General features: G+C 60.0%; 31 protein-coding genes. All 31 read left to right on the top strand.

Annotated elements, in window-relative coordinates; genetic code table 11:
* The first annotated feature begins 62 nt into the window (after nt 1-62).
* The 31 genes from WG907_RS04520 to WG907_RS04370 all read left to right on the top strand — a co-directional run bounded on the left by WG907_RS04520 (nt 63) and on the right by WG907_RS04370 (nt 17512).
* Nucleotides 63-197: a hypothetical protein gene (locus WG907_RS04520; RefSeq protein ID WP_340231426.1), complete on the top strand. Its 135-nt coding sequence runs from the start codon at nt 63-65 to the stop codon at nt 195-197.
* Nucleotides 198-395, top strand: coding sequence for a hypothetical protein (locus WG907_RS04515; RefSeq protein ID WP_340231425.1), 198 nt, complete (start codon nt 198-200; stop codon nt 393-395).
* On the top strand, nt 396-1181 hold the full coding sequence (locus tag WG907_RS04510) for a hypothetical protein (RefSeq protein WP_340231424.1): 786 nt from the start codon (nt 396-398) through the stop codon (nt 1179-1181).
* A gap of 137 nt (nt 1182-1318) precedes the next feature.
* Nucleotides 1319-1792, top strand: a complete 474-nt coding sequence (locus tag WG907_RS04505; protein ID WP_340231422.1) for a hypothetical protein — start codon at nt 1319-1321, stop codon at nt 1790-1792.
* Nucleotides 1792-2148 carry a hypothetical protein gene (locus WG907_RS04500; RefSeq protein ID WP_340231420.1) on the top strand — a complete coding sequence of 119 codons (357 nt, stop codon included), beginning with the start codon at nt 1792-1794 and terminating at the stop codon, nt 2146-2148. The genes WG907_RS04505 and WG907_RS04500 overlap by 1 nt, the downstream gene beginning before the upstream one ends.
* Entirely contained in the window at nt 2145-2660 is a 516-nt protein-coding gene (locus WG907_RS04495; protein ID WP_340231418.1) for a GIY-YIG nuclease family protein, read from the top strand. Before WG907_RS04500 ends, WG907_RS04495 begins: the two co-directional genes overlap by 4 nt.
* Nucleotides 2657-3319 carry a DNA-methyltransferase gene (locus WG907_RS04490; protein WP_340231417.1) on the top strand — a complete coding sequence of 221 codons (663 nt, stop codon included), beginning with the start codon at nt 2657-2659 and terminating at the stop codon, nt 3317-3319. The genes WG907_RS04495 and WG907_RS04490 overlap by 4 nt, the downstream gene beginning before the upstream one ends.
* Complete coding sequence (locus tag WG907_RS04485) at nt 3316-3777, top strand: SANT/Myb-like DNA-binding domain-containing protein (RefSeq protein WP_340231416.1); 462 nt, start codon at nt 3316-3318, stop codon at nt 3775-3777. The genes WG907_RS04490 and WG907_RS04485 overlap by 4 nt, the downstream gene beginning before the upstream one ends.
* Nucleotides 3774-3926, top strand: a complete 153-nt coding sequence (locus WG907_RS04480) for a hypothetical protein (protein ID WP_340231415.1) — start codon at nt 3774-3776, stop codon at nt 3924-3926. Before WG907_RS04485 ends, WG907_RS04480 begins: the two co-directional genes overlap by 4 nt.
* A gap of 97 nt (nt 3927-4023) precedes the next feature.
* On the top strand, nt 4024-4275 hold the full coding sequence (locus WG907_RS04475) for a RusA family crossover junction endodeoxyribonuclease (RefSeq protein ID WP_340231414.1): 252 nt from the start codon (nt 4024-4026) through the stop codon (nt 4273-4275).
* Complete coding sequence (locus tag WG907_RS04470; RefSeq protein ID WP_340231412.1) at nt 4275-4472, top strand: hypothetical protein; 198 nt, start codon at nt 4275-4277, stop codon at nt 4470-4472. Before WG907_RS04475 ends, WG907_RS04470 begins: the two co-directional genes overlap by 1 nt.
* The gene (locus WG907_RS04465) at nt 4469-5086 is read left to right on the top strand and encodes a hypothetical protein (RefSeq protein ID WP_340231410.1); all 618 of its coding nucleotides are present in this window, start codon (nt 4469-4471) and stop codon (nt 5084-5086) included. The genes WG907_RS04470 and WG907_RS04465 overlap by 4 nt, the downstream gene beginning before the upstream one ends.
* 96 nt (nt 5087-5182) lie before the next feature.
* Nucleotides 5183-6646, top strand: a complete 1464-nt coding sequence (locus WG907_RS04460; protein WP_340231409.1) for a toprim domain-containing protein — start codon at nt 5183-5185, stop codon at nt 6644-6646.
* Between the two features lie 108 nt (nt 6647-6754).
* Entirely contained in the window at nt 6755-6964 is a 210-nt protein-coding gene (locus WG907_RS04455) for a hypothetical protein (RefSeq protein ID WP_340231408.1), read from the top strand.
* 65 nt (nt 6965-7029) lie between these two features.
* Nucleotides 7030-7308 carry a hypothetical protein gene (locus WG907_RS04450; RefSeq protein WP_340231407.1) on the top strand — a complete coding sequence of 93 codons (279 nt, stop codon included), beginning with the start codon at nt 7030-7032 and terminating at the stop codon, nt 7306-7308.
* Entirely contained in the window at nt 7305-7523 is a 219-nt protein-coding gene (locus tag WG907_RS04445) for a hypothetical protein (protein ID WP_340231406.1), read from the top strand. The genes WG907_RS04450 and WG907_RS04445 overlap by 4 nt, the downstream gene beginning before the upstream one ends.
* The gene (locus WG907_RS04440; RefSeq protein ID WP_340231405.1) at nt 7520-8143 is read left to right on the top strand and encodes a terminase small subunit; all 624 of its coding nucleotides are present in this window, start codon (nt 7520-7522) and stop codon (nt 8141-8143) included. Before WG907_RS04445 ends, WG907_RS04440 begins: the two co-directional genes overlap by 4 nt.
* Nucleotides 8061-9368 (top strand): DNA-packaging protein, encoded by a 1308-nt coding sequence (locus tag WG907_RS04435; RefSeq protein WP_340231404.1) that lies wholly within the window; start codon nt 8061-8063, stop codon nt 9366-9368. Before WG907_RS04440 ends, WG907_RS04435 begins: the two co-directional genes overlap by 83 nt.
* 42 nt (nt 9369-9410) lie before the next feature.
* A complete protein-coding gene (locus WG907_RS04430) occupies nt 9411-10853 on the top strand; it encodes a phage portal protein (RefSeq protein WP_340231403.1) in 1443 nt (480 codons plus the stop codon).
* Nucleotides 10850-11050 carry a hypothetical protein gene (locus WG907_RS04425; RefSeq protein WP_340231402.1) on the top strand — a complete coding sequence of 67 codons (201 nt, stop codon included), beginning with the start codon at nt 10850-10852 and terminating at the stop codon, nt 11048-11050. The genes WG907_RS04430 and WG907_RS04425 overlap by 4 nt, the downstream gene beginning before the upstream one ends.
* On the top strand, nt 11050-11853 hold the full coding sequence (locus WG907_RS04420) for a phage minor head protein (protein WP_340231400.1): 804 nt from the start codon (nt 11050-11052) through the stop codon (nt 11851-11853). Before WG907_RS04425 ends, WG907_RS04420 begins: the two co-directional genes overlap by 1 nt.
* Nucleotides 11854-12255: 402 nt before the next feature.
* Nucleotides 12256-13392, top strand: a complete 1137-nt coding sequence (locus tag WG907_RS04415; protein ID WP_340231399.1) for a DUF2213 domain-containing protein — start codon at nt 12256-12258, stop codon at nt 13390-13392.
* A 14-nt stretch (nt 13393-13406) separates the two neighbouring features.
* Complete coding sequence (locus WG907_RS04410) at nt 13407-13859, top strand: structural cement protein Gp24 (RefSeq protein ID WP_340231397.1); 453 nt, start codon at nt 13407-13409, stop codon at nt 13857-13859.
* Between the two features lie 13 nt (nt 13860-13872).
* Nucleotides 13873-14844 carry a DUF2184 domain-containing protein gene (locus WG907_RS04405; protein ID WP_340231395.1) on the top strand — a complete coding sequence of 324 codons (972 nt, stop codon included), beginning with the start codon at nt 13873-13875 and terminating at the stop codon, nt 14842-14844.
* A gap of 3 nt (nt 14845-14847) precedes the next feature.
* Nucleotides 14848-15051 (top strand): hypothetical protein, encoded by a 204-nt coding sequence (locus WG907_RS04400; RefSeq protein ID WP_340231394.1) that lies wholly within the window; start codon nt 14848-14850, stop codon nt 15049-15051.
* 66 nt (nt 15052-15117) lie between these two features.
* Nucleotides 15118-15498: a DUF4054 domain-containing protein gene (locus WG907_RS04395; protein WP_340231393.1), complete on the top strand. Its 381-nt coding sequence runs from the start codon at nt 15118-15120 to the stop codon at nt 15496-15498.
* Entirely contained in the window at nt 15498-15878 is a 381-nt protein-coding gene (locus tag WG907_RS04390) for a hypothetical protein (protein WP_340231392.1), read from the top strand. Before WG907_RS04395 ends, WG907_RS04390 begins: the two co-directional genes overlap by 1 nt.
* Nucleotides 15878-16306, top strand: coding sequence for an HK97-gp10 family putative phage morphogenesis protein (locus WG907_RS04385; RefSeq protein ID WP_340231391.1), 429 nt, complete (start codon nt 15878-15880; stop codon nt 16304-16306). The genes WG907_RS04390 and WG907_RS04385 overlap by 1 nt, the downstream gene beginning before the upstream one ends.
* Nucleotides 16307-16308: 2 nt before the next feature.
* Complete coding sequence (locus WG907_RS04380) at nt 16309-16755, top strand: hypothetical protein (RefSeq protein ID WP_340231390.1); 447 nt, start codon at nt 16309-16311, stop codon at nt 16753-16755.
* Between the two features lie 12 nt (nt 16756-16767).
* Complete coding sequence (locus WG907_RS04375) at nt 16768-17022, top strand: hypothetical protein (RefSeq protein WP_340231389.1); 255 nt, start codon at nt 16768-16770, stop codon at nt 17020-17022.
* 40 nt (nt 17023-17062) lie between these two features.
* Nucleotides 17063-17512 carry a phage tail tube protein gene (locus WG907_RS04370; RefSeq protein WP_340231388.1) on the top strand — a complete coding sequence of 150 codons (450 nt, stop codon included), beginning with the start codon at nt 17063-17065 and terminating at the stop codon, nt 17510-17512.
* Nucleotides 17513-17520: the final 8 nt, after the last annotated feature.

The raw sequence follows: 17520 nt of genomic DNA, 5'->3' as shown, positions 1-17520 counted from the left end.
CGGCTCGCTTGCAAGGCGGGTCGGGGGAAGGCAGCCCGCCCCGACAAAGCTGGAGCGGCGGCATGAGCGAGAACCACCCCGCCTCCGATCTTGGGTGCGCCTTGCTGGCCATATTCATCCTCATCGCTGTCCCCGTGATCTTCATCGGCCTCGCGCTCGGCACGATCGGCGCAATCGTCAAATGGATGGTGGCCTAAATGACCCACAACAAAGCCATCGCCGCCGAGCTGGTGCGCATCAAGGCGCTGTTCCAGCAGCGCGCCATCCTCGCGGCCATGGGCGTCAATCCATATGCGATCGACCGCTGCAAAGCCTGCAACGGCCCGCTGACATGCGGATGCCCTGACATGCTGGCTGGCGGTGTCGCTCATCCTGATGATGCGGGAGGGCGGTAGATGGCTCGTGCCGCTCCCCTTGAGCAGATGATGCTTTTCGACGCTCCCACGCCGAACGAGCAATCCCGCGTCGTCAGTTGGTTCTCCTGCGGAGCCGCGTCTGCCGTCGCCACCAGGTTGGCCATCGAAAAGTACGGCGACAGAGTCGTGGTCGTCTATACGGACCCTAAAGGCGAGCATCCGGATAATAAACGCTTCCTCGCTGATTGTGAGCGCTGGTTTGGTCGCAACATCATCGTCATGACAAATAATCGCTATCATGATCCTTGGGATGTCATGAGAGTGGAGCGGTATATCGTCGGTCCCGATGGCGCGCATTGCACCGGCGTCATGAAGCGAGAACTGCGTTACACCTTCCAGCGACCGGATGATATCCAAGTATTTGGTTACACTTCCGAGGAAGCAAAACGGGTTGATCGGTTCCGAGCAGAAAACTTCGAAGTCTATCTCGAAACCCCACTGATCGACGCCGGCCTGAACAAGGCTGACTGCAAAGCGATGTTGCGCGATGCGGGCATTGCGATCCCTGCCATGTACTTGCTCGGCTTCCAAAATAACAACTGCATCGGCTGTCCTAAAGGCGGGATGGGCTACTGGAACATGATCCGGAAGCATTTTCCCGAAGCCTTCGACCGCATGGCGAAGCTTGAGCGCGATGTCGGTGCGAGTTGCTGCCGCAGCAAAGGTGAGCGGGTCTATCTGGATGAGCTTGACCCTGCGCGCGGCAACATCCTCTCGGAGCCAGATATTGAATGCTCGCTCATGTGCCACGGCGAGGCGGCATAGCACATGCGCAACAGCCTCCCCGATCCACACCCCATCACCAGCAGCCCTCTCTCCGCTGCTCGTGACGGCACGCGTCCTGTGATCCCCTCCGGGGCGCGTGCCGATATGTTTCACGATGTTCATGAAAGGCTAGATGCATGACGCTCGCCGGTAATTCTGTCCCATCTTCGCCGCTCATTTCGGACGAACGCGTCAGGAACATGCTCCGCAAGGAATATGACCGGGCCATCAACATCCTGCGCGAAACCACGCGCGCCCAGCTCGCGGCGGACAGCGGCGTCAACATCCACCAGATCGACGCGATCGTTTCAATGGATACGGGCAAGCAACGCCGGGTCGCGATGGCCGATGCCATGTCCATCTGCTGGGCGCTGGGCGAACATGCCGTCAATTCGATGGCCGCGCTCATGGGCTTTACCGCTCGCCCCCTGGAGGCAGAAGGCGATTTGCAGCCAACCATGATGGCGGCGAACGCGCTGGCCAAGCTCTCCGTCATCGCCACCGCTGCGGCTGACGGTCGCATTGACCATAGCGAAATGCCTGCCTGCCGGGAAGCTGCTGACGCACTGATCGCCACGATCCTGCCTATTTCCAGCCATGGGGGGCAGTGATGCCAATATCTCCAGAAAACCGCGCGCGCTATCCCAAGGATTGGAAGGCAATCAGCCAACGCATCCGCTTTGAGCGAGCTGAAGGCCGCTGCGAATGTGACGGCGAATGCGGCATTGATCATGATGGTCGGTGCGCTGCTGAACACGGCAAGCCTAACCCTATGACTGGCAGCAACGTCGTTCTCACGACTGCGCACTTGGATCACGTCCCTGAAAACTGCGGCGACGATAACCTGAAGGCAATGTGTCAGCGCTGCCATCTGCGCATGGACGCTGGCCACCATGCCATTAACGCGCGAGCGACGCGCAATCGGAAAGCTGGCCAAGATGACCTGTTCGTCGGAGCCGCAGCATGAGCCGGGTCGAAACCATCGGGAACGCGACTGATCGTTTCACGGCAATCTATGCGCTGTGTGAGTACCCTAGCTGGCGGCCACGTTACATCGGCAAGACAGTTCAATATCTGCATGAGCGTCACAAAGCGCACATTCGGGCAGCAAAGCGCGGTGCAACCCGTCCGGTCAACTATTGGATTCGGAAGAGATTGGCATCTGGCAGCCGTCTCGCCATCAGATTGATTGAGTATGTTCCGCCGGGTGGAGACTGGATCGCTCGTGAACGGCACTGGATCGCTGCTTATCGTGCTGAGCACGTCGACCTCCTCAATCTATGTGACGGGGGTGAAGGGTTCGCCGGATATCGGATGACGGAGGCGCACAAAGCGAAGATCGCGGCTGCGTTACGCACTGGCTCCCACTTCGCTTGTGAAACCTGCGGCACGGAATTTTGGCGGAAGCTGAAAGACATTAAACGCGGCCATAATCGCTTTTGCTCGCGCGGCTGCTCCAACAATCGGAGGCGCTCATGAGAAAAGAAGTGATCGGTAACGCCGAACTCTATCTGGGGGATTGCCGGGAGATTCTACCCACGCTCAGCGGCATTGATGCTGTCGTCACTGACCCCCCCTACGGCATATCGCATTCTAGCAATTATGGAGCGTCGTGGGCACGAACGCAGATCGCAAACGACGGTACTACCGCTGCCCGCGACGCTGTGGTCGACTGGGCCAATGACCTGCCCGGGGTCTACTTCGGGACTTGGAAAACGCCTCCGGTCGCTAAGACCCGAGCTTGCGTTATTTGGAGCAAGGGGCCGGCATTCGGCATGGGGGACCTGTCCCTCCCATGGAAGCCGAGCTTTGAACTAGCTTACATATGCGGAAACGGCTGGTCAGGCCGCCGCGGTGAAGGTGTTCTGACCGGGCCTGTCGTTGTGTCTTGGGAAAGCAAAGGCCGCCTGCACCCGCACCAGAAACCGGAATGGCTTATGGCTCACTTCATTGAGCGCCTGCCTGACGCATTCTGCATTTTGGACCCGTTCATGGGCTCGGGTACCACGGGCGTCGCCGCCGCCCAGATGAAGCGAAAATTCGTCGGCATCGAGTGCGACGAAAAGCATTTCGCTAACGCCTGTCGCCGCATCGAGGACGCCCAGCGCCAAGGCTCTCTGTTCGGAGCCGCAGCATGACCGCCCCAGCCCCAGCCCAAGAGGGGAAGCGCGAACTTCGGGCGCATCAGATCGCAATGCAGAACAAGCATCAGCGGTGCTTTGATATCCTGCGCGATGCGGCTGACGGAGGGCGGAAATGCCCGACCAACCGAGACCTTGCCGACATGATTGGCTACGCGACCCCGCAAAAGGCATCGGAGGTTGTCAGCCTGATCGAGGCCATGGGGCTGATCACCGTTAAGCGCGCCCGCCGCAGTCGGATCGTCACCATTTGCCAAACAGGCAAGCGCACTGCCGGCGAAATCGAAGTCGCGCCGGCTGCTGGATGGACTGACGACGAAGACGCGATCCTTATGGACGGCGTTTCGGAGGGCCAGACGCTCGCCAGCATTGGCCTCATCCTAGGCAAGACGGAGAATGCCTGCACGTTACGATTCCATCGGATCGCGGCGCAGATGGGGCCGCAGGCGCGATGACCGAGTTCATCCTCCGCCGCAGCCATGCCGAGTGCAAGCTCGCTTTCGACGCGATCCGCGAACACTGGCGCGCGAAAATGCGCCGGGCTGCTGGACAAGCCTTTCCTGCGCGGCGGGATGGGTTGGGGAGGTTTACCCATGCGCGTTGACCTCCCATGGCCTCCGTCCGCCCTGCGGCCTAACGCAGCCTCACCGGGCGCTTGGCGGCGTAAACAGGGGGCAGCGAAAGCCTACAAGGCCGATTGCATGCTCTTGTGCCGGACTGGCGGCCTACGCGCTATCACGGTCGACGCGGCACACCTCACGCTGCGCTTTTGCCCGCCGGATCGTCGGCGGCGCGATCTCGACAATATGCTCGCCAGTTTCAAGCAAGGCATTGACGCCATCAGCGAGACGATCGGCCTGGACGATTATCATTTCGGACTCACCCTGTCGCGCGGCGAACCCGTGAAAGGCGGCTCGGTCGAAGTGACCATTACCGAGATGGAGCCGTTCTGATGGCCCGTCCGATCAGCGATATCCTCCCCGGCATCCTTGAACGCTGCGCCGAGATGATGGGTATCCAATACATCCTTGGAAAACTCGATACGGATTTGGAGCGCAAAAGCTTCATCCTCGATTGCCACACCCATGAACTAATTGATGACGAGCAATGTGCCCTCCTCATCACCGCACACATGTTGGAGAACGCATGAGCCAGTGGTTCCGCATGTACGCCGAAGTGCTGGATGATCCAAAAGTCCAACGTTTGTCAGGCGACGACTTTAAAGGCTGGGTCAATATCCTGTGCCTTACGGCCAAAGACGATGGCATCCTGCCGCCGGTTGCAGATATCGGATTCGCTCTTCGCCTAGACCCAAAAAAGGCCGAAAAGCTGGTGTCGCGCCTCGTCACTGCCGGCCTCTTGGCCGAAACTGAAACGGGACTGAAACCCCATAAATGGGATAGTCGGCAGTACAAGTCCGACGTTTCAACCGACAGAGTGAAACGTTTCAGGCAACGTTCCAAGAAACAGCCTGAAACGGATGCTGAAACAGCCCCAGAGACAGATACAGAAACAGATGTTCCGTTATCTAAAGATAACGGGCCAACGGCCGATCCTGACAAGGTCTTTTGGGACAGCGCAAAGTCCTATCTCGGACCATCCAAAGCCAGCCTGATCGGCAAGTGGGTTAGCCAGCATAAGAAACCGGCAGTCATCGCCGCGATCACTACGGCTCAATCCGAGCGTGCCGTGGACCCGGTTGCCTTCATCGAAGGCGTTCTGCGCAAAGGCAGCAACCACCACCAGCCGAGGATCCCGATATGATCTGGCAGCCGAAAAAAGCCGGGAAGCAGCTTTGCCCCGAATGCTCCCACACCCGCCGCAACAAAAAAGACCCCTGCCTTTCAGTGAGTTTGACCGATGACGGATATGTCTGGAACTGCTTCAACTGCGGATACAAGGGTGGCACCGGCCCTGCACGAACGGCACAAGGAGTGGCTGGCGGCTCGCGGCATCCAATCCGATACGGCGGAAGCGGCCGGGCTGACTACCAAGCAGGACAGCCGGGGAAACTGGCTTGTCTTCCCGTATCGCCTCGACGGCCGGTTGGTGAATCGCAAGTATCGCCTGACTTCCGAAAAGCAGCACCAGATGGACACGGGCGGAACACTTTGCCTGTGGAACGCAGAATGCCTGCGCTCCCCGCACGTAGCCAAGGGCGGATCGGTTATCATCACGGAAGGTGAATTCGATGCGCTGATTGCCATGGAGTGCGGGTTTCATTCGGTGGTCTCGGTGCCCAACGGTGCGCCGTCAGAACGGATCGATGACCCGGTGAACAGCAACCGCTATCGCTTCCTGTGGGAAAGCAAATCCGATCTGGAGGGCGTGAAGGAATTCATCCTCGCGACGGACAGTGACGGCCCAGGGCAGGTTTTGGCCCATGACCTCGCCTCGATTCTTGGCCCTGAGAGGTGCCGCTTCCTCGAATATCCCGAAGGTTCGAAAGACCTCAACGAGGTTTTCCTGACGCATGGCTGGCAGGCTGTGGTCAAGATGATCGAAGCCGCGAAACCATTCCCGGTGCAGGGCCTTCACGACTTTTTTGACTTCCCCGATCAGCCGCCGGTCAAGGGGATGGAGACGGGCATAGACGCCCTAAGCGGCAAGCTGGAGATCGTGCTGGGCACACTTACGGTTTTCACTGGCTACAGCAACATGGGCAAGTCGACTGTCCTAAACACGATGATCGCTCATTGCGCGGCACATGACGTGCCAGTGTGCATAGCGAGCTTTGAGACCCAGACGCGCCCGATCCTGCTCGATGGCATCACCAAGGCGCTGATAGGCTGCCCACCCTCGGAATTCTATAATCACCCCCAGCGGCGCGATGCTTATGCCCACGTCAACAAAATGGTGAAGGTTATCTCCAATTCCCTGGATGAGGATCTGGAATTCTCGATCGACAGTTTCCTCGATACCGCTCGCATTGCTGTCATCCGCGATGGCTGTAAGGTCGTCATACTCGATCCGTGGAACGAGATCGAACACAAGCGCGGTCGCGATGAAACGGTGACCGAATATATCGGTCGCGCGCTCCGCCGCATCAAAGCCTTTATCCGGCAATATAATGTTTCATTCTGGATAGTCGCCCATCCCACGAAGCCGATCAAAGGTACGAACGCACTCCCCAGTCTCTATGACATTTCGGATAGCGCGCATTGGGCGAACAAGGCTGATTACGGTCTGGTCTATCATCGCCCCGATCGAGAGGTGAACCAGGCCGATCTTGCTGTGGTGAAGGTTCGCATGGGGCTGCCCGGCGAAGTCTCGTCAGCTCAGGTCCAGTTCGATTACCGGACCAGCCGGATCGCGGCGATATGAAATGCTCACCGAATTTATATGCTTCCTCCTCCGCTCTCCCCGCACCCGTGCAGAGGCAGCGGACGAGGCTAAGCGGCTTGGGGTGGGCGATGAATGGGCGGAATATTATTGGAGGACGATCGGGTGAGTGATGGACGCGCAGACCGCAGGACGCAGGTTATTGATGCCGCGATTTCCGCTTTTAACGCTGCCTATACCGAGGCTTGTGGGGATGAGCCAGGCACGGGAATGTCGTTGGCCGATGGTATCCCCTTCATCATGCGCGCGGCGGTTATCGCCGCATGTGAGGCGTTGCTGGCGCTGGACGACCCAGCATGACCGGTACTTCAATCATGTCGGAAGGTAGGGGGTGAGGATGGCGTTCCACCCGGAAAGGATCGCTGATGCCCCCACCCGGTGAGACAGCAGCCTATCGTCCGAAGCCCGCGGACTTCAGGGATAATTACATCGCCATGGGTTTCGGCGATGAACTGCGCGAGCATTATTGCACGAACTATCGGGTGCTGCGCCGCTGGGTCACCGAAGAGGGGCATCAGGAATTGTACGAAGCGAGGCGACTTTATCTCAAGGCCACGAAATGGCCGAATGGGGCGCCGGGCAATCGCAAACGGCGGTATGTGCTGGGGCAGACTTTGGTGAGTAAGCGGAAGGTGGATATATGACCTACATCAGCGATCACGCCGTCCTGCGCTATCTGGAGCGTGTGCGGGGCGTCGACATCGAAGCCGTCCGTGCTGAGATGATGTCGCCCGCCGTTGATGTCGCGGTCCAGTTCGGATGCGATACCGTGAAGATGGGCAATGGTGCGCGGCTGCGGCTTGTTGGCGATGTCGTGCAGACGGTTTTGTCGAAGCCTGTGCGGGGGCGGAGGGGATGACACCGAAGCAACAGCGGTTTGTCGAGGAGTATCTGATCGACCTTAATGCGACCCAAGCTGCCATACGGGCGGGCTACAGTGCGAAGACGGCCAATGAGCAGGCATCGCGCCTGTTAGCGAATGTTAGCGTCTCTCATGCCATCATGGAGGCTCAGCAGCGGAGATCCACGCGCACCGAAATCACGCAAGATCGCGTGTTAGCGGAGCTGGCCAAGATTGGCTTCGCAGACATGCGCAAACTCCTACGTTGGACGGGCAATCTCCCCAAAATGGACATGGAGGGAGCTGAGGAGTCTGGTGATGTTACCATCAGCGTTGCGAACTTCGTCCAGCTATTCGACAGCGACGATCTGGACGATGACACAGCAGCCTGCATCTCGGAAATAAGCCAGACCAAGGACGGCGCACTGAAGGTCAAGCTGCACGACAAGCGCGCGGCGCTAGAGGCGATTGGCCGACATCTTGGCATGTTCAAAGATCGCGTTGAACACACGGGCAAAGACGGCGGCCCCATCCAATACGATCAGGTAAAATCAGATGCAGATGCTTTCGAAAGCGCAATTGCTCGCCTTGCTTCCGCCGGAGGAGCGCCAAGCGTTCCTGGCGACACTCAGCACTGAGGCGAAGGCAGAGCTTAAATGGCGCTGGTCATTTCATGCGCGACCCAACCAGATGGCACCGGCGGGCGATTGGCGGACATGGCTAGCGCTTGCTGGGCGCGGCTTCGGTAAAACGGAAGCCGGGGCACAATGGATTCGTGAGCGGGTGAAGGCGGGCGCGCGACAGATCGCGTTAATCGCCGAAACGCAAAAGGATCTTGAGGAGGTGATGGTTGCTCGCCTGCTCAAGATCAGCCCGCCGGATGAATTGCCATCTGTCCGGTACAAGCCAGTCCGCATCACGTGGCCGAACGGGGCGCAGGCTCTGGGTTATAACGGCACCGAACCAGACCAGTTGCGCGGCCCTGAGTTTGATACCGCATGGGTCGATGAACTTGCGAAATATCGCTATGCTCGCGAAACTTGGGACATGCTGCAATTCACCATGCGCAGCGGCGATGATCCCCGCGTTTTTGTGACGACCACACCGCGGCCGATCCCTGTGCTGCGGGAAATCATAAACGACCCGACGACTGCGATTACGCGCGGTTCCACCATGGATAATGCGGGCAACCTTCCCGCAGCCTTCATGAAAGCGGTCGTGGAAAAATACGCCGGCACCAGGCTCGGCCGCCAAGAGCTCAATGCCGAAATGTTGGATGATGTGCCCGGCGCCCTATGGACGCGAGACATGATCGACGCCGAGCGGATTAAGCAGGCACCGCAATTGCAGCGGATCGTGATCGCGGTCGACCCCTCGGGCACCTCTGGCGCCGGCAGCGACAGTGTAGGCGATGACATCGGCATAGTGGCGGCAGGCATCGGTATAGACGGGCGAGGGTATGTGCTGGACGACCATTCGTGCAACCTGTCCCCCGATGGGTGGGGACGGCGCGTCCGCGAGGTCTTTTCGTTACATCGGGCAGACCGCATCATAGCCGAGCGCAATTTCGGCGGCGCAATGGTCGAGGCGGTCATCAAGGCACAGGATAAGACGTTGCCCGTCAAGGTCGTCACAGCGTCGCGCGGCAAGGTGGCTCGGGCTGAACCTATATCGGCGCTTTACGAGCAAGGCCGGGTTTCGCACGTCGGCGCATTTTCAGCGATGGAAGATCAGATGTGCGCTATGACTCCATCCGGCTACGTAGGCGAAGGCTCACCCGACCGCGCAGACGCGCTGGTGTGGGCCTTGACGGAGTTGATGCTCGGCAAGGGCCAGCATTCCACCGCATCCCTCCTATCCTGAGGGTTATAAACCGCCTGCCCCCTGCGCCCTACCTTCCCCATCATGGCGTGGATCACCGACAGTCTCCGAGGCGCGATCGATCTGGCGTCGCGCCTGAACCCGTTCAATCGTGGCGGCGTCGAAACTGCCCTCGCGGGCGTCTTTACCCATCAGCTTGCCATCGCTGCCTACATGTCGTCTGGCATGATGCGGAAGGTGATCGCGATCCCGGCAGAAGATCGTGTCCGTGAATGGCGGGACTGGCAGGCCGAAGCCAAGGCCATCACCGCGATCGAGGCCGAAGAGAAGAGGCTTGGCCTCATCGGTAAGGTCCAAGAGGCTGAAACCCTGCGCGGCATCGGTGGGGGCGCGCTAATCATCGTCACCGCGGGAAATCACGCCGACGAGTTGCGGCCCGAACAGGTCGCGCCCGGCGGCATCGTGGCGATCAATGTCGTCTCGCGCTGGCAGATCACCGGCAAGGACTGGATCAGGGACCTAGCATCGCCTCGATACGGCGAGCCGTCCATGTGGCAGATGAACGGCGGCGAGGCCCATGCCCAAATGATCCACCCCAGCCGGGTCATATGCTTCCGTGGCCCTCGTCTTCCCGCCGGCCATGCGGTGTCCGAGGAAGAGGCGTTCTGGGGTGATAGCCGGCTGCTGCGGGTCTATACCGAAGTCACCCGCTCCGATGAAACCCAGGCGTGGTTCGCGGCGCTGGTGCGCAAAGCCAAGCTGCTGCGCATCGGCATCCCCGACCTTACCGACCTTGACCCGGAGCAACTGAACGCGCGCGTCGCGTTGATAGCGACCGGCGAAAGCAGTTTGAACGCTACCGTTTACCGCTCGTCACCAAGCGCGGATGTAGGCGGCGAAAAGATCGATGACTATCAAGTCACGTGGGCCGGCATCCCGGCGATGATGGACGCATTTGACCAGCGCGTGTCTGCGGTTTCAGATATTCCGTTCACCCGCCTTATGGGTCGCTCGCCGGCTGGCATGAACGCTACCGGCCAGCACGACATGGATAACCACAACCGCGCGATTGTGTCTGGCCAAAAGCTGGAAGTCGGCCCGTGCCTGGAACAGTTGGACCCGTTCCTACTCCACTCTGCCGGGGTAAACCCAGATGATGTGACCTGGCGCTTTGCCCCGCTCTCCACGCCAAGCGAGAAGGAAGAGGCAGACACATTCTTCGCCACCATGCAGGCGGTCGAGAAGCTCCAAGCCACGGGCGCAATTCCAGATGAGGCATTCGCCAAGGGGCTGCAAAACCTCATGAGCGAGCGTGAATATATGCCCGGTCTCGATCAGGCATTGGCAGAAATCCCGGAGGCGGAGCGGTACGGCATCCGCCCCGAGGATGATGGAGGCGACGATGATCCATCTGCAATCCAGTCGGAGGGAGGTGATCCAGAACGTCTAGCCGGTCGTGGCGGGCAGTCTGGAAGTGGCGTGCCCGCCCGCCGTGCTGCGGATGACAAGAAGGCGGGCGAGGAATGAGAAACCTCATCAAGGTTAACGCCCTTGTCACGCTATTAGATCGCGAAGCCCAGATACTTGCAGATGAAAATTTCCACGCCTCATCGGTGACAGTGGGGCTAGCAGCACACCATATGCGGGCAATGGCTGCAACCATGCGGGCGCATGGGTTTGACCCTGACGATCTTATGAAGGCCGGCAACTGCGAGGAAGAATAATGTCCCGCTTCAACCTCGCCGCCCTCGCTCGTCGCCAGCGGAACATCCGCCGCAACGCCATAGTCCTGCGCGACATCATCCCGCCCGCGACCCTCGCGACGAACCTGTTTCGTGCCTGCTATCTGCCCGTCATCACGGCATGGTCCAATGCGCTACCCCGCATCGATGCCGCCTATGAGCGCAGCCTATCTGAATTGACGCAGGACAGCCCCGCCGATGTGCGGGGTGAGATCAGCAGCGCGGCCGAGGCGATCAACCGGCTAATCTTGTTGCTGACGCCCGATCTGCGTGATTGGGTGCTGCGAGCCGAGCAATGGTATCGCGGCAAGTGGCGGGGTGCTGTGCTGGCTGCAACCGGCGTCGATCTCTCCACGATGCTTGGCGCGGAGGACGTGCGGGCCAGCCTCGAAACAACGCTGGAGTGGAACACGGCGCTTATCCGTGACGTGTCGGATCAGGCCCGGCAGCGGATCAGCAGCGCGGTGTTCGACGGCCTGCGCAATCGCACGCCCGCGCGCGAGGTCGCCAAGACGATCCGGGAGGGTGTGGATATGGGGCGGGCACGGGCAACGCGCATTGCCAGCGACCAGCTATCGAAGCTCACTAGTTCATTGGCGGAAGAGCGCCGGCGGGAAGCGGGGATTGATACGTGGAAATGGCGGTCTAGCCATAAGCTGCACTACCGGCCCGAGCATGCCGCGCGCGACGGGAAGGAATATACCGACGAGACAGCGCCCAAGGATTTGCCGGGGCGGCTGCCGTTTTGTGGGTGCCGATCGCAGGCGGTGGTGCGGTTCGACTAATTAAGTTAAAACCGAACTCGTCTGGGTAAGGCAAATTCGTTAAAAGGAAAACGTATGGGCACCCTTTTCTTTACTGACAGTATGCACCCTTGCGATGGCCGCAATGATGCTGGGTCGCAGCGTCAGGTTGAAATTTTTCGGCCTTCTGGAGAACATCATTTATCGCTTCGGATCGGGAACGTCGGCGAAGAACATGCCGGGCTAGGGCCCACCGTTAGGTTGGACGAAGAGGGTGCGCGTGAAGTTCTGGGCGGACTCATCAGGGGCATGCACTATCTGGGATTTAAGACGGACGACATCGTTTAGCTGACGCCGACATGCCGAAAATCATCCCAAGATTGCTCTTCAGCTAATCCCTGAGGGTTATAAACCCGCCCCCTCGCCCTGCCTATCGTGCGGGGCATGTTGTTCTCCGATGCCCTCACGCTAGACGCTCCCCGCCGCACCAGCGACGGTTATATGGCTGTTCGCGCCAAAGTCGCGCGCACCGGCGTTTACGAATATAGCGGCCGTGAGGTTGACCCCGAAAATAAGCACGGCCTGCGCGATACCGCAGTCGTCCACGTTCTGCGGGATGCGGCGACAGTGTTTGATCCGAAGGCGGCGCGCAGCTTCATCGGAAAGCCAGTCACGGACGACCACCCGAAGGCCGCTGTAACCTCGCAGAACTGGCGCGATCATGCGCGAGGGACTGTCATGGGCGCGAAGTGGGAGGAAGGTGGCTATCTCGCTTTCGATCTTTTGCTGACTGACGCCGAGGCTATTCGCAAGGTGGACGCCGGCAAACGTGAACTGAGCAACGGCTACAGCGCCGAACTCGAATTTGGCGATTTTCAAGCGGCAGACGGCACCAGGTGCCAGGCCCGCCAAACTTCCATCTCCGGCAACCATGTCGCTCTGGTCGATCGTGGCCGCGCTGGTTCGGAATGCGCGATCAAAGACGGGTTCGCCCTCTGTGATTCCCTCCCCTCCAACCTCATCGACGCCTTTACTCAGGAGAAGCCCGTGAAGACCATGTTGATCGACGGGCTGACCGTCGACGTGTCCAACGCCGATACGGCAATGGCCACCATCCAGACGCTAATCGCCGCGCGCGATGGTTTCAGCGCCAAGCTGACCACCGCAGAGGCCCAGGCCGTCACTGACGCCGCCTCAATCGTCGCCAAGGACGCGGAGATTGCCAAGCTCACCGCCGATCTGGCTGCGGCCAAGCCAACCCTCCAGCAGCTTCGTGACGCCGGAAAGGCGTTTGCTGTCATCGAAGGCAAGGCCAAGGCTGTAGGCGTGGCTGTGACCGACGCGATGGACGAAGCGTCCATCATGAAGGCGGTGGTGGACAAGCAGATGCCCGGCAACACCTATACCGGCGACCACATCAAGATCGCGTTCGAGACGCTGACCAAGGATGTGAAGGTCGCGGATCAGGCGGTGCAGCCTTTGGGTGCGCCTCAGGTCATCGGTGACGCCGCTGCGGTCGAAGCGAAGGCTTTCAACGACGCGAACGATTTCAACGCCTGGCGCACCAAGAGCGCGGCATAAGGGAGGGCTAGAACATGGCTTTGCAGACCGCTTACACGCAGTTCCAGCCTGCCGGCTTCCCCGGCATGTCAGCGAATATGGAGAATTTCAATGCGCCGACCCGCACCGCGACCGCGACCATCGCGTTCGGCGCACCGGTGCAGCGCAATGGTGACGCAAGTTGCACGCCGCTTACTTCGGGCGAGTTCCTCGGCATCGCTATTGCACATCATGTCATCACGGCAACCAACGCTGACAGCTACGGCCAATATGACAATGTGCCGGTTGCCGATGAAGGCGTTTATTGGGGCCTCGCGGGTGCCGCAATCGCCGTAGGGGCTGCTCTCAATTGGGACAGCGCAAATGGCAAATGGACCACAGCTTCGGTCGCGGGGGCAATCTACGCGGTTCCCGGCGCAGAGGCGGACAGTGCCGCCAGCGGCAATAACGCGATCTTCAAAGTGCGGCTGCGCCGCGTGCCGTCTTAAGGGGGCTTGAGCAATGAACATGCACACCAGTTTCAACGACGCGCAGCAGGCTCAGTTCGGCTTCGTGGTCAGTCAGGCCTATTCGATCAACGCGCAGGTCTATGCGACCAAGTTCCCGGACCTCGATTTCGGCCGCCTCGTTTATGTCGACACGTCGGCCCCTGAATGGACGCCCGGCATCATCACGTTCCTGTCCAGTTCGGTTGGCAAGGCGGGATGGTATTCCGGCGCTGCCAAGGACGTGCCCAAGGCCGATGTCACGATGGACAAGAGCCAGGTGCAGGTTCACATGGCGGCGGTCGGCTACGGCTATGACAGCGAAGAGGTAGGCCAGGCTCAGTTGCTTGGCATCCCGCTCGGGACTGCAAAGGCGGAATCCGCGCGCCGCGCCTATACCGAGTTCATGTGGAACGTCACCCTCACCGGCGACACGACCAAGAACCTGCTCGGTCTGGGCAACCAGTCGGGCGTCACCACGGGCAACGCGCCTGCTGATGGCACCGGTTCGGTCACCACATGGTTCGACACCGGCGGTAACGCCACCAAAACGCCGACCCAGATCATCCGTGACATCAACTCGGTGCTGACCGGCATCTTCACCGGTTCGCTCACTGTCGAAATGGCCGATACGCTGTTGCTGCCTTACAGCATCATCAGCTATCTGGGTGCGACCCCCATGTCCGCCACGAACAGTGAAACGATCCTATCGTTCATCCTGCGCACCAACATCTACACGCAGATGACCGGGCAGCAGTTGACCATCCGTGGTGTTCTCGGTCTCGATACGGCTGGCGCAAGCAGTACGCGGCGCATGGTCGCATATGCCAACCGTCAGGATGTGGTGAAGCTGCACCTCCCGATGCCTCACCGCTTCCTGCCTGTCTATCAGGACGGCCCGATGAACTTCGAAGTCCCCGGTGTATTCCGCACCGGCGGAGTAGAGGTGCTGCGCACCGGCGCGTTCCGCTATCTTGATGGGATTTAAGCCATGGCCGAGCAGAAGATCGTCAAGCACGTGGTCATCAACATCACCAACGGCCCCAAGGTCCTGAACAGCATCCCTCCAGGCGTTCTGGCGGCCGGCGATTCGACAGATGACCCCGTTTCGCTGACCGAGGCCGAATACGAAGCGGCAAAGGGTACGGGCTGGTTCAAGTTCAGCGCCGCAAAGGCCGAGCCTGCCAAGGTTTGATTTAACCTCTCCGGGGAGACGGGCCGCCTGCTGATGAAGCGGCGGCCCTTTTTGTAAGGACTGAACTTGCCCTACACCCGCCTGCCCCTCGCTGACTTCAAGGCGAAATACGCAGCGTTCACGACGCTTGCTGAACCGTCTTATGCCGCATGGGCTGCGGAGGCGGAAGTGGACATCACCGACCGCTATGGCAGTTATCAGCAGCGCGCGACGGAGTTGCAGACGGCTCATTATCTCGCACTTCAGACTATCGGCATGGGGGCAGTGGCAGGCGTAATTGCTACCGGGGCGACCAGCTTCAAATCGGCGACGTTCAGCGCTACAATATCCGATAGCGTCATTGCATCGCGCGCTAAGGGTGATCTTAGATCAACGCCCTACGGTCAGCAGCTTGCGGCGATCCAGCGCCGTCTGTTTGGCGGCCCCTATCTGGTCGGATGCGCCTGATGGACATGGCTGCTGCCTTTGCCGATATCGGCCTCGCCTTCTCCGCGGCCTTTGGCGGCCCATTTTGGCCGGCGCAGATCATCACGCAGGGCGAACTGGAATATGACGACGGCGGGAGTATTATTCCGGGCACCGGCGAGCCCGTTCGCCGCGACTGCATGGCCCAGGTGGACGCCGTGTCTGAGGCCATGCGCTTACAGGAAGGCTTCGCGGAAAAGGACCGGCGCATCATCGTGCTCGCCGCGACACTGGAGGGCGGGGTCACCACGGCCGACAAGATCGAGATACTGGAGGGGCCGTTTGCCGCAATCTGGTCGATCGAGTTCGTCGGCATGGATACGGTGGCGGCCGGACGGGAACTACGCGGGAGGGCGGCGTAGTGGCCCGTTCTCGCATGATTGGCGCGAAGGCGCATGTCGGCCGACTGCGCAAGCTCGCGGGTCCTGACATGGCCCGCTATGTGGGCAAAGCGCTGTTTGCTGCGGGCGAATTGATCCAAGTCGAAGCGCAGATCAGCATCACGGCAGGCGCGGTGTCGGGCAAAAAGCATGTCGCGTCCAAGCCTGGCGATGCGCCGAACGCTGACACGCACCTGCTGGCGAATAATATCGAGACGGTCCAAAAAGAGCTACTGCTGGTCGAGGTGAGCAGTAACGCCCCATATGCTGCCCCGCTGGAGTTCGGCACGTCCAAAATGGCCGCTCGCCCGTACATGGGGCCGGCCCGCGACGCCAAGCGCAAGGAAGCTGAGCAGCTCGTAAAGCAGGCTGTGGCCACCGCGGTTCGCCACTCCAGAACGAGGGACTGAGCATGTCCGGCGACCTTTTGCGCGAGACCGAGCGCGCGACGATCATCACCCTGAAAGCCAATGCGCCCCTGTTGGCGATCGTGGCTAAGGCATCTATCGAGCCCAATGCGGAAAACCCGGAATGGCCCTTCACCCGGCTCGACGGGACGCAAGCTATTCCCCAAGGGCGCGGATGCACGACTCGATCGGATGTGACCTTCATGGTCCATTCGTTCGCCAAGCCGCGCTACGTCGATGATGATCCGAAGAAGCGAGCGATAGAAACTGCCCGCGATCATTGCGCACGCATCAACAGCGCTGTGGTCGATGCGCTTCACAATCATCGGTACACGGTTGCAGGCGTCGTTTACAAACTGTCCGTCAGGTCTTCGCGCCTCATGCAAGATGGCGCAGAGCGGGACGCCTACCATGGCGTTGCGAATATATTAGCGAGAGCACAGCGGGGCTGATATGCCCAGCGAATGGACACTCCGCTTTCCGAGCGCATGTTGCGCGCGTTCCTTGCTCAGATGATCCGAACTGAAGCCATCGATCCTGACGATATCGCGGATGCCGCGGATCGGTTGGATAAGGCGGGGGACGAGGAGGCGGCCCATGCCATGCGCTGCATCATTATCGAGGCAAATGCGCCTGAGATATCTGACTGGCAGGCTGAGCAGCGCCGCAACCGGTTCCACGTGATCGATGGGCCTGAGGGTTATAAACCAGCGGAGTGACCACCCCTAATCTCTGGCAAACGATGCTGGAGATATTGCTGTGAGCTTTCCAACCGAAGCCGATTTCGCGCTGATCAAAATCAAGACCGCAGACGGCCCGCCCGCTGTATTCGCTCAGCTGTGTGGTATCGAATCGGTTACGATCAATCGCAGCGCCAACATGTCGGAGCGCTATCGCCGCGACTGCGCCAAGCCAGGGAGGCCTGGCCAGCGCAAACTTCGCGCTACCGGCAATAGCTGGCAAATTTCCGGCAGTGGCGTGCAGAACATCGACATGGAGGCCACGTATTCCGGCGCTTTGGGCGTTCTCAAGGATTATGAGGTCGAATTGTATCGCGACGACGATACTGACGCCGGGGAACTGCTCGGGACCTATGCGGGCACGGCCATGATGACGACCCAGAACCAGACTTCTGACCAAAATGCGGAAGGCTCCACGCTGGAAATCACGCTGGAAGGCCAGGACAATCTGATCTGGACCGCAGCATAAAGGGTAGA

The organism is Sphingobium fluminis (assembly GCF_037723805.1).
Classification (GTDB): domain Bacteria; phylum Pseudomonadota; class Alphaproteobacteria; order Sphingomonadales; family Sphingomonadaceae; genus Sphingobium.
Note: the sequence above shows the minus strand (reverse complement) of the source record. Positions and strands in the feature narration are given on the sequence as shown.

Coding starts and splice junctions, on each gene's coding strand:
- WG907_RS04520 (WP_340231426.1), top strand. CDS start 63: ATGAGCGAGAACCACCCCGCCTCCGATCTTGGGTGCGCCTTGCTGGCC.
- WG907_RS04515 (WP_340231425.1), top strand. CDS start 198: ATGACCCACAACAAAGCCATCGCCGCCGAGCTGGTGCGCATCAAGGCG.
- WG907_RS04510 (WP_340231424.1), top strand. CDS start 396: ATGGCTCGTGCCGCTCCCCTTGAGCAGATGATGCTTTTCGACGCTCCC.
- WG907_RS04505 (WP_340231422.1), top strand. CDS start 1,319: ATGACGCTCGCCGGTAATTCTGTCCCATCTTCGCCGCTCATTTCGGAC.
- WG907_RS04500 (WP_340231420.1), top strand. CDS start 1,792: ATGCCAATATCTCCAGAAAACCGCGCGCGCTATCCCAAGGATTGGAAG.
- WG907_RS04495 (WP_340231418.1), top strand. CDS start 2,145: ATGAGCCGGGTCGAAACCATCGGGAACGCGACTGATCGTTTCACGGCA.
- WG907_RS04490 (WP_340231417.1), top strand. CDS start 2,657: ATGAGAAAAGAAGTGATCGGTAACGCCGAACTCTATCTGGGGGATTGC.
- WG907_RS04485 (WP_340231416.1), top strand. CDS start 3,316: ATGACCGCCCCAGCCCCAGCCCAAGAGGGGAAGCGCGAACTTCGGGCG.
- WG907_RS04480 (WP_340231415.1), top strand. CDS start 3,774: ATGACCGAGTTCATCCTCCGCCGCAGCCATGCCGAGTGCAAGCTCGCT.
- WG907_RS04475 (WP_340231414.1), top strand. CDS start 4,024: ATGCTCTTGTGCCGGACTGGCGGCCTACGCGCTATCACGGTCGACGCG.
- WG907_RS04470 (WP_340231412.1), top strand. CDS start 4,275: ATGGCCCGTCCGATCAGCGATATCCTCCCCGGCATCCTTGAACGCTGC.
- WG907_RS04465 (WP_340231410.1), top strand. CDS start 4,469: ATGAGCCAGTGGTTCCGCATGTACGCCGAAGTGCTGGATGATCCAAAA.
- WG907_RS04460 (WP_340231409.1), top strand. CDS start 5,183: ATGACGGATATGTCTGGAACTGCTTCAACTGCGGATACAAGGGTGGCA.
- WG907_RS04450 (WP_340231407.1), top strand. CDS start 7,030: ATGCCCCCACCCGGTGAGACAGCAGCCTATCGTCCGAAGCCCGCGGAC.
- WG907_RS04445 (WP_340231406.1), top strand. CDS start 7,305: ATGACCTACATCAGCGATCACGCCGTCCTGCGCTATCTGGAGCGTGTG.
- WG907_RS04440 (WP_340231405.1), top strand. CDS start 7,520: ATGACACCGAAGCAACAGCGGTTTGTCGAGGAGTATCTGATCGACCTT.
- WG907_RS04435 (WP_340231404.1), top strand. CDS start 8,061: ATGCAGATGCTTTCGAAAGCGCAATTGCTCGCCTTGCTTCCGCCGGAG.
- WG907_RS04430 (WP_340231403.1), top strand. CDS start 9,411: ATGGCGTGGATCACCGACAGTCTCCGAGGCGCGATCGATCTGGCGTCG.
- WG907_RS04425 (WP_340231402.1), top strand. CDS start 10,850: ATGAGAAACCTCATCAAGGTTAACGCCCTTGTCACGCTATTAGATCGC.
- WG907_RS04420 (WP_340231400.1), top strand. CDS start 11,050: ATGTCCCGCTTCAACCTCGCCGCCCTCGCTCGTCGCCAGCGGAACATC.
- WG907_RS04415 (WP_340231399.1), top strand. CDS start 12,256: ATGTTGTTCTCCGATGCCCTCACGCTAGACGCTCCCCGCCGCACCAGC.
- WG907_RS04410 (WP_340231397.1), top strand. CDS start 13,407: ATGGCTTTGCAGACCGCTTACACGCAGTTCCAGCCTGCCGGCTTCCCC.
- WG907_RS04405 (WP_340231395.1), top strand. CDS start 13,873: ATGAACATGCACACCAGTTTCAACGACGCGCAGCAGGCTCAGTTCGGC.
- WG907_RS04400 (WP_340231394.1), top strand. CDS start 14,848: ATGGCCGAGCAGAAGATCGTCAAGCACGTGGTCATCAACATCACCAAC.
- WG907_RS04390 (WP_340231392.1), top strand. CDS start 15,498: ATGGACATGGCTGCTGCCTTTGCCGATATCGGCCTCGCCTTCTCCGCG.
- WG907_RS04380 (WP_340231390.1), top strand. CDS start 16,309: ATGTCCGGCGACCTTTTGCGCGAGACCGAGCGCGCGACGATCATCACC.
- WG907_RS04375 (WP_340231389.1), top strand. CDS start 16,768: ATGGACACTCCGCTTTCCGAGCGCATGTTGCGCGCGTTCCTTGCTCAG.